This is a genomic window from Frankia sp. CoWAU3 (assembly GCF_977971855.1).
Genome location: NZ_CDWWXB010000152.1, coordinates 1 through 8,295, shown reverse-complemented (window position 1 = coordinate 8,295; position 8,295 = coordinate 1). Strand labels below are relative to the sequence as shown.

The following is an 8,295-nucleotide window of genomic DNA, read 5'->3' as shown; positions in this document are numbered from 1 at the left end:
CTCATTAGGCTGCCGCGTCGACCGCCGCGCGGAAGCCCTCCGGGGTGAGCTGCTCCCCGGACAGCCGCTTGCCGTTGACGAAGACGGTCGGCGTGCCGGTGACGCCGGCCTTCGATGCGTCCTCGTCAACCTTGGCGACGTACCCGTCGTAGGTCCCCTCGTTGACCGCTTTCCGGTACGCCTGCGAGGTCAGCCCCGCTTTCGCCCCGAGCGTGATGAGCGTGTCGTTGGTGAAGCCGCCGGTGCGCTCCTCGGGCTGGTTCGCGTACAGCACATCGTGCAACTGCCGGAACCCGCCCTCGTTGGCGGCTGCCGCCGCCGCGTTCGCTGCCCGCTTCGACTCCGGCCCGATGAACGACATCATGTGGTAATCGATCTTGATTTTGCCGTCGTCAAGGAGCTTGCCGATGGTCGGCCCGGTTGTCTTCTCCAGCGTCCCGCAGATGGGGCACTGGAAATCCTCGTACAGGTCGACGGTGACCGGCGCGGACGCCTTGCCGGCGACGATGCCGTGATCGGTGCCGGTGGCGCTCGCTGGCAGGACCACCGGCTTCGACTCCTCGCGGGAGTTCTGGACGGCGAAGCCAATCACGCCGACTAGGACGAGAACGGCCAGCACCACGCCGGTGATGATGCCGCGCCGCCGTCGCCGTTCCCGCGCTGCCGCCGCGGCCCGCGCCGCCGCGGCCTTGGCCCGTCGCTCCTGTCCGCTGACCGTCTTGCCTCCACCTGCCGGGGGGGTCGCGTCGGGCCTCGCGCCGCCGCCAGGGGCCCTACCGCCGGTCGTCAACGGTGCCTTCTTCGACTTCGCAGCCATCAGCGGTACTCCCGGAAAGATCGTTCACTGGTTGGTCGAGGAGACGGTCCACCGCCAGGTAGCCGCTCGGCCGCCAGGCCAGCAGCCCGGCGGCGGCGAGCAGCAGGCTGTCGCGGATCAGCTCGGAGGTGTAGTGAGTCGGGGCGTCGGCAGTGAGATCACCCCCGGAGGAGAAGCAGCCGCAGTCAATCCGCAGCCCCCGGGCGGCGGCCGACGCGATCGCTGCGATGTAGACGGCGAACATCACCGCGGACACGAAGGCGGACAGCCGCACGGCGAGCCCCACGACGAGCAGCATCCCCAAGGCGATCTCCAGGAACGGGACGCCGTACGCGATCGGCTGCACGAGGGCATCGGGCAGGATGCGGAACGCCCGCACGGAGCGCACCATCCCGTCCGGGTCGTTGACCTTCAACAGCCCGGCGACCAGCCAGACCACGCCGAGGCCGAGGCGCAACACTGTGGAGACGGCGCGACTGGCCGGCTGCATGGGGGTGACAAGGCTGTAGGTGATCGGATTCAAGACCGTGCTTCTTCTGATCCGGACCGCTTGGCGGTCAGTGTGGGCAGGTCGTCGATGTATTCCTGGACGCTGGTCCCCGCCAGGTACAGCGCGCGGATCCTGTCATCCCGAGAGAAGACGATGACCTGGGCGCCATGGGTGACCAGAACGGAGCCGTCGGCCTGGACCTCCGGTTTCTCCAGGGGAACGCCCAAGGCCTCGGCCTCGGTACGGATCCGGTCGAACGGGCCGCGGACGCCGATGAAGGTTGCGTTGAACTGTTCAAGCCAACGGCTGAGGACCGCCCCCGTATCCCGATCAGGGTCGGTCGTCACGAAGACGACCGTCACCTGGTCACGCACGTCCGGTTTCACCTCGCCGAGTGCCGACGCGAGGTCCGCCATCGTGGTCGGGCAGACGTCCGGACAGTGGGTGTAGCCGAAGAACAGCATGGTGATCTTCCCCTGCGTGCGTGTGCGCAGGTCGAAGGGACGGCCGTCGGTGTCGGTGAGGTTGAGGGCCGGCTTGGCCAGCCGCCTGGCCGGGACGGTGCCGTGCAGGCTGCCGTCGCCGCCGTTGCCCACATCGACGATCTTCACTCCGGTGTCGGTTCCCGAGCCGGCGCAGGCGGTGAGCAGCGCCATCGAGGAAGCGACCAGGACCGTGGCAATGGTTCCGGCCAGCGCCGGACTGCGCCGCCGGGAGCGCGACGGGGGGAACTGTCCAGACGGGGAACCGTGTCGTGACGGGAACCCGTGTCGTGACGAGGATGATGGACTGGGGCCATGACGCTCCAGGGCAGGGCTGGGCAGGACGGATCGGGGCCACGGAAAACGTGTCCGCCTGACCGCGGCAGGTGCTGATGGTGGGAGTCGCCCGGGGCGATGTCCACCCGGGCCAGAGCACCGCTGGCCGTCGCGCACAACGTTCAGCGTAATGTCCCGCCGGACGGATTCCGGTGTGCAGTCGCTTCCGCCTGCGGCGCCAGCTGCGCCAGCTGCGTGGTACGGAGACCGGGACCGGACGGGGCGAGACGCCGTGCGTCAGTGCGCCCGCGTGACGTGTCGCGCCACTGGCGGTTTGGTCTCGCCGGGCGGTGATGTGTCTGGCACGATCGTTGCAGGCCGGTCGCACCCGACGGAGATGTCCGTGGCGTCCATCGACGCCGATCGACGCCGATCGACGCCAGCCGCGGGAGCGCGTCCGCCATTCGCAACGGACGAAAGGGTGACATCGGTGCCGCAGGACCCGGCCGTGATCCAGCAGCAGATCGAAGAGACCCGCGCCGAACTGGCGGAGACGATCGATTCCATCACGGAGATCGTCAGCCCGCGCCGCGTCGCCGAGCGGGCCCAGATGCAGCTGCGGGTGAAGACCGCCGAACTGCGCCACAGGTACGGTCCGGTCCTCGGGATCGGCCCGGGGCCGGCGCTTCCCGAACTGGAAGCCGGCGTCGGAGCCGATGGCGTGGCCCGGCGGGGGGACGCGGGCACGCTGACCGGGGGTGCGCTGGACGGCAGGGCGGTGCCCGGCCCCTCTGGCGGCGCCACCGTGGTCCGGGTGGTGCGCTGGGAGCGGGTCGTTCTCGTGGGTGGAGGTGTGCTGCTCCTGGTGGGTGGGATCCGTCATCGCCGTCGTCGCCGGTCGTCCCGGCGCGGGTGAGCGGCCCACCCGCCCGCCTGGGCCGCTCCCGGGCCGGTCGCGCCCCCCGCCTACAGGTCGCCGGTGCGGCGCAGCCAGGCCAGCATGAGGAACCCCGGCAGCACCGGCAGCCAGAAGCTGATCAGGCGGTAGACGAGGACCGCGGTGAACATGGACGCCGCCGTACCGCCCGCGGCCGCGAGCCCGAAGGCCAGTGCCGGTTCGATCGCGCCGATGCCGCCGGCTGTCGGCGCCGCGCCGGCTACCATCGAGCCGATGAGGTAGACTACGGCAACGGACAGCAACGTCATGCTGGTGCCGAATGCCCAGACCGTGCAGGCGAGCGCGAGGATCTGGAAGAAGCGTGTCCCTGTTTGGGACAGCAGCAGCAGCAGAGCCCGGCACGGGGAATGGGCGAGGATCTTCAGATGGGTGTCGAAGGCCCGCACCGCCGGCCGGGCCTTCGACCGGATCCGTGGATGGGCCACGGTGCCCGTCACGAGCGCGCAGACCGCCCCACAGCCGAGCACGAACGGCCCCGGCCCGAGCCCCTGGACAGTGGACCGCAGCGGGTTGGCCACGGCCGCCCCGATGCCCGAGTCGCTGAGGGTGCCGGCGACCAGGACGATGCCCCCGAGGTGCGCCACCCCGCCGGCCACCTTGATCGACGTGATGGCCGCCAGGGCCGCGGGACGCGTCATCCCGCGCCGTTCCAGGAAACGCAGATGGATCGCGATGGCCCCGAGACCCGCGGGCACGATCCGGTTTGCCGCCGCTGCCGCGACCTGCAGACCGGTCACGGTGCGTAGCTCGATCCGCAGGCCGCTGGCCGCCCGCATGGACAGGCCGTTGGCGAAGTAGAACAGGACCGAGGAAAGCGCGCAGATGACGAGCCAGTGCCAGCGGGGCGCGGGAACGCCGGCCAGCCGTGAGGCCATGTCGCCGCGGAAGCGCACGGCCAGGATGGTGAGGGGCATGGCGAGCACGCCGGCGAGCAGGACGTTGCGCCGCCGGGAGCGGGACGATCGAACCGGTCCGAGACGGAGCGCGAGCGGTTCGGCGAAGACGTGGACGTCACCGGCCGGGGATGCGACGAGCTCGCCCCTCGGTGTCGTTGCAGAGCTCGGTGTCGTTGCAGCCACGTCGTCGGAGTCGTCGCTCGGGTGGGCACCGGAGCGTCGTAGTAGCTGCCGGGTCAGCACCACCGGCGGTGGAAGCGGGGGCGCGGGCGTGGCGGCGCTCCCGGCGCTGACAGCGCCGAGCAGGACCGGAGTCTCGATGACTACCCCCGTAGGATCGACAGGCGCGGTCACGGTCGTGATGCAGAGGAGACGTACGTCACGGTACGCGGCTTGACGGTATGCGGCTTGGCTGAACAGCAGCTGAAGCAGTCTCATTGCCAACCTGGCCACCGGAAGTCGCGCGACGACGCTTCGGGAGGAATCGGTCGGCGGCCCCGGTCAGGAGCCGCAGACCGCCTCGATCGGATCCTGTTGGCGTGGCAGGTCGAACCAGACCTGCTTGCCTGACCCCCGGGTATCCGGTACCTCGACGACGCCCCACTGCATTGCCAGCGCGGCGACCAGATGCAGGCCCCGGCCCGACTCGTCGTCGTCGTGGGCGGGCTTCAGCACCGGCCACAGCGAGCTTCCGTCGTCGACCGCGATGCGGATCCGGTCGTCGCGCAGGGACAGTGTGAGGCACAGGGCGGCGCGGGCGCCGACGAAGCGCACCGCGTTCGTCACGACCTCACTGACGAGTAGCTGCGCGACCTCGACGGTCTCCGGGCGGCCCCAAGCGGCGAGCAGCTCGGTGACCAGCCGGCGGGCTCGGCTGGCGGCGCGGGGATCGGCGGGCAGGTCGAAGCGTGCGCTGAGAGCTTCGGCCACGCCTCACCTTCCGGGGGATTGTCAGTCACGGTCGTCGTTCCGGTGCGGGGGTCTGCCGCGTCGCGTTACTGCCACCATGACCGCCCCCCCAAACCTGACCCTCTGTGGTCGTCGAGCCGGGCAACGGCCACGCGACGCATCTGGATACCGCGACCGGGACGTCCGGGCGACGCGACGCGCCGAGGACGGCATCGGCGCTTCCCCCGCCGGGTGCCGGGCCGGGGTGCCGGGCCGGGGTGCCGGGCCGGGGCGGGTCGGCCTCCCCCGCTGGGACGGCCGGGCGGGTGACCGCGTCGGGGATGGCGTCAGATGACGTCGATGCCGTCCAGCACCGACTCGCGGCGAGCCATCCAGGCCCGCGTGACCTCGTCGACCGCGGTCTGGTCGATGCGGGCCGCCGCCGCCGACAGATCGCTGCGGGGGGACGGCACCATGTCCGCATCCGCATCCGCTCGCGCGGCTGTTCGCGGCATGGCAGCCCGACCGGGGTGTGACGAGTTCGGCGGGTCGATCCCAGGTTGCGCGTACCGGCTACCGGAGCCATGCGGTACACCACCGGTTCCGTCCGGGGCGCGCCCGTCGGGCGGGGTCGGGTTCCGATCGAAGGCCGGCCCGGGGTGGTCGGGACGGCCGATGGGCCGTGGGCCGGGCTGGTCCCTCGTCGGCTGCCCACCCGGTTCCGCGCGCCGCCGCGGTGCTCGGGGACGGTCTGCCCAGGCTCTCGCCCCGTTCTCCGCGGGGCGTCCCGGGGACTCGGCCGGGCCCGGCCGTCCGCGGTCGGGCTGCCCGCGGTGTGTGGATCCCGGCCGCATAGATCCCGACCGGGTGGATTCCGGCGGCGTCGGCCCCGGCTGGGGTGATGGCCGGCCCTGGCGGCGTCCGGGCCCCGGCACCGCGGGACCGGGGTCCGACGGGCCGCCTGGCCCGGTTCCGGTCATCGGGCGCGGCGTCTCGGCCCTGGCCGTGGCCATCTCGACCGGGCCGGAGATCGAGGGAGCGGGCCGGGATGACGGCACGACGACATCGTCCCGGCCTACCGACGGGTTTACGGCCGGCGGGCAGCCGTCCGCGGCGGACCGGTCCCGGTCCGTGGGGTACCCGCCCGTCGGATGCCGGTCCGAGGAGTATCCGTTGGGAGCATGTTGCCGCCGGCCGGGCAGTCGTGGCCGGGCACCGGTTGGCCGCGGAGCACCCCGCTGGGCGGGATGGGCGGCCGGGGGCGGGTAGCCCGAACGGTCGGAGTATCCGCCGGACGGCGGGTGGTCGGAGTCTGCCGGGGACCCCATGGGCAGGTGGGCAGCCGCCCCGGGCATCGGCTCGGGGAACTGTCCAGGAACCGGGACAGGCGGCCTGACCGGTGACTGCGGTGGCGGGGGTGACTGCGGTGGCGGGGGCGACTGCGGCGCGGGCGGTCTGGCCGCGGGGCGCGCCGGAGGGAACATCCTGGCCTCGTCAACCGCCCGGCTGTCCGGTGCGGCGCCCGGCGACATGCCGGTGATCGCGATGATCGACGCGCAGGGCCAGAGACGGTCGCAGCTCAGGCAGAGGTCGAACTCATTCGGCTGATGAAGGTCGATGAGGGTGATCAGCGAGTGAATATGCTCGACGATCTTCGGGCCGGCCAGGACCGGCCCACGGGCGATGATGTCGAGCTCCGAGCGCAGTCGCCCGTGATATTGCTCGACGTCAGCAAGGCGCGGATCCTCCATCACCGGCAGCATGCACCATAGCGGGCCAACGGGCACGAAGGGTGTAGCCCGTTCGGGTTTACCGTCACCGCTGACTCACGTTCCGTTTCTGACCCGCGGTGCCAGATGCCGCTGATGGTTCCCTCTCCCTTACGTGCGGTGAGGGCGGGAAGTGGGTTCGCCGGGACGGGCCGCATGGTCATGCCGAGCCGGAGTACGAGCCGGAGTCCGGACGGCGTGGCCGCGGGGAGGCGCTGATCGCAGATCAGGACCGGTCCGGCCGGACCTCGTCCGTGCGGCGGACCTGCCGCATCAGACCCTCCTGAAGCCTGGCGAACTCCTCGATGTAGGGACTTTCGACCTGCCCGGGGGCACCTCCGGGTTCCTTGCCCGGCGCGGACCGGTCGAACGGCTCGAAACCCGCGAACTGCCCGCCGGCACCCGGCGGCATGCGGTCGGGCTGGCCGTCGAACGCGGGATAGTGCCCACCCCCCGCCGCCTGGGTGCCCCGCTCGGCGGGTCCGTCGTACCCGGGTCCGTAGGAGGACGGCAGGCCGTTGCTGCTCTGCGGGACCGCACGGTCCGCGGCGTTGTCGAACGCCGGGTAGTGGGCACCGTTGGCCGAGGCCGCGCGGTCGGTGGGACCGTCGTAGGCGAACTCCGAGCCGTTGGGACTGCCGGCCCCGGGGCTGATCGAGAGCGGGGCGCCGCGCATGCTGTCGCCGGAGGTGTCCGACTGCTCCGTGGAGAGGAACCCCTCGGATGCCGGGTAGATGCGGGCCGACAGGCTGACCGACATCGGGTCACTGCCGTAGGTGATGACGTCAACCTGGTCCTCCGCGCTGATGCCGCCGCTGCGGGCGAGATCGACGAAGCGGAACAGATCGGCCCACCGTAGCCCATCGAGGTCGACGCTGATACGCAGTGCCATGATCCTGCCCCATCCCTGAGGTTCGTTACGTGCCGACGGTTACCTGGGCGCCAACGGACGATCGAGGGGTGACCGGCTCGCCCCCGTCAGCGCCAGCCCGGGCGGCGATGGGCGGCAGCTTATACCGCGTTGGGAGACCATTCCCCATCCGGGGAGGTTCGGCTGGCTCTGCTCCGATAAGGCGAAGTGGGGGTATCGCGTTCTTCGTCGCGTCCCGTCACCCGAGGGCATTCCCGGGCGGAACGTTGGCGGGGAATCAGGACGGCCGGGCGGGCCCCTCCGGTGAGGAGGTGTGGGGTGCGTGGATGCCGGCCGGGAGGCGTGGAAAGTCGCGGCCGGCGGACGTGGTCGGTCGATCGGGCGGTCGTGAAATGCCGCCTGGGGTGTCACCGGTGATTGGAAGGCGGGTAGTGTCCGACCCTGTGAACGTTGTGTCCAGCGGTGTCAACGGGGTCGGCGCGGCTGGGGTGGGCACGCAATCGGGTGTCATGCAGTCCGGCGCGCTGCCAATCAGGCTCCTGCACGACCGCGTGCTGGTCGAGCCGCGTGAGGATGCCGTGGGCCGGCGGTCGAAGGCGGGCATCGTCATCCCCCCGACCGCGCATATGGGGAAGCGCCTGTCCTGGGCGGACGTCGTCGCGGTGGGGACGGCCGTGCGGACCATCCAGGTTGGCGATCGGGTGTTGTTCGACCCCGAGGACCGGGCCGAGGTGGAGCTGCACTCGACCACCTACGTTCTGCTGCGGGAGCGGGACGTGCACGCCGTCGCGGCGGAGCGGTTGGACGACGGCCTGACGGGTCTGTATCTCTAGCGGGAGTTTCCTAGA

At 71.4% G+C, this 8,295-nt stretch carries 9 protein-coding genes; 2 read left to right on the top strand and 7 right to left on the bottom strand.

What is annotated here, in order from left to right; genetic code table 11:
* Positions 1-4 precede the first annotated feature (4 nt).
* The 3 genes from AC08ON_RS13305 to AC08ON_RS13295 are packed head-to-tail and all read right to left on the bottom strand — an operon-like array spanning position 5 to position 1,963.
* Positions 5-817, bottom strand: coding sequence for a DsbA family protein (locus AC08ON_RS13305; RefSeq protein WP_476607679.1), 813 nt, complete (start codon positions 815-817; stop codon positions 5-7).
* Complete coding sequence (locus tag AC08ON_RS13300) at positions 774-1,340, bottom strand: DoxX family protein (protein ID WP_476607678.1); 567 nt, start codon at positions 1,338-1,340, stop codon at positions 774-776. The genes AC08ON_RS13305 and AC08ON_RS13300 overlap by 44 nt, the downstream gene beginning before the upstream one ends.
* The gene (locus tag AC08ON_RS13295) at positions 1,337-1,963 is read right to left on the bottom strand and encodes an SCO family protein (protein WP_476607677.1); all 627 of its coding nucleotides are present in this window, start codon (positions 1,961-1,963) and stop codon (positions 1,337-1,339) included. Before AC08ON_RS13295 ends, AC08ON_RS13300 begins: the two co-directional genes overlap by 4 nt.
* 592 nt (positions 1,964-2,555) lie before the next feature.
* Between AC08ON_RS13295 and AC08ON_RS13290 the strand changes: the two genes are divergently transcribed.
* The gene (locus tag AC08ON_RS13290) at positions 2,556-2,981 is read left to right on the top strand and encodes a DUF3618 domain-containing protein (protein WP_476607676.1); all 426 of its coding nucleotides are present in this window, start codon (positions 2,556-2,558) and stop codon (positions 2,979-2,981) included.
* A 50-nt stretch (positions 2,982-3,031) separates the two neighbouring features.
* Here the strand turns inward: AC08ON_RS13290 and AC08ON_RS13285 are convergent, their stop codons facing one another.
* The 4 genes from AC08ON_RS13285 to AC08ON_RS13270 form a co-directional block, all read right to left on the bottom strand.
* Positions 3,032-4,357, bottom strand: coding sequence for a lysylphosphatidylglycerol synthase transmembrane domain-containing protein (locus AC08ON_RS13285; protein WP_476617076.1), 1,326 nt, complete (start codon positions 4,355-4,357; stop codon positions 3,032-3,034).
* A gap of 63 nt (positions 4,358-4,420) precedes the next feature.
* The gene (locus AC08ON_RS13280) at positions 4,421-4,849 is read right to left on the bottom strand and encodes an ATP-binding protein (RefSeq protein WP_011435370.1); all 429 of its coding nucleotides are present in this window, start codon (positions 4,847-4,849) and stop codon (positions 4,421-4,423) included.
* A gap of 305 nt (positions 4,850-5,154) precedes the next feature.
* Positions 5,155-5,283, bottom strand: a complete 129-nt coding sequence (locus AC08ON_RS13275) for a hypothetical protein (RefSeq protein ID WP_023841030.1) — start codon at positions 5,281-5,283, stop codon at positions 5,155-5,157.
* A gap of 1,519 nt (positions 5,284-6,802) precedes the next feature.
* On the bottom strand, positions 6,803-7,468 hold the full coding sequence (locus AC08ON_RS13270) for a hypothetical protein (protein WP_476607674.1): 666 nt from the start codon (positions 7,466-7,468) through the stop codon (positions 6,803-6,805).
* A 422-nt stretch (positions 7,469-7,890) separates the two neighbouring features.
* Here AC08ON_RS13270 and AC08ON_RS13265 point away from each other — a divergent pair, with 422 nt between their 5' ends.
* Positions 7,891-8,280 carry a GroES family chaperonin gene (locus tag AC08ON_RS13265; protein WP_476617077.1) on the top strand — a complete coding sequence of 130 codons (390 nt, stop codon included), beginning with the start codon at positions 7,891-7,893 and terminating at the stop codon, positions 8,278-8,280.
* Positions 8,281-8,295: the final 15 nt, after the last annotated feature.

What these genes read in the sequence shown, in the direction of transcription:
- AC08ON_RS13305 (WP_476607679.1), bottom strand. Translation starts at nt 817, where the DNA reads ATGGCTGCGAAGTCGAAGAAGGCACCGTTGACGACCGGCGGTAGGGCC.
- AC08ON_RS13295 (WP_476607677.1), bottom strand. Translation starts at nt 1,963, where the DNA reads ATGGCGCTGCTCACCGCCTGCGCCGGCTCGGGAACCGACACCGGAGTG.
- AC08ON_RS13285 (WP_476617076.1), bottom strand. Translation starts at nt 4,357, where the DNA reads ATGAGACTGCTTCAGCTGCTGTTCAGCCAAGCCGCATACCGTCAAGCC.
- AC08ON_RS13275 (WP_023841030.1), bottom strand. Translation starts at nt 5,283, where the DNA reads ATGGTGCCGTCCCCCCGCAGCGATCTGTCGGCGGCGGCGGCCCGCATC.
- AC08ON_RS13270 (WP_476607674.1), bottom strand. Translation starts at nt 7,468, where the DNA reads ATGGCACTGCGTATCAGCGTCGACCTCGATGGGCTACGGTGGGCCGAT.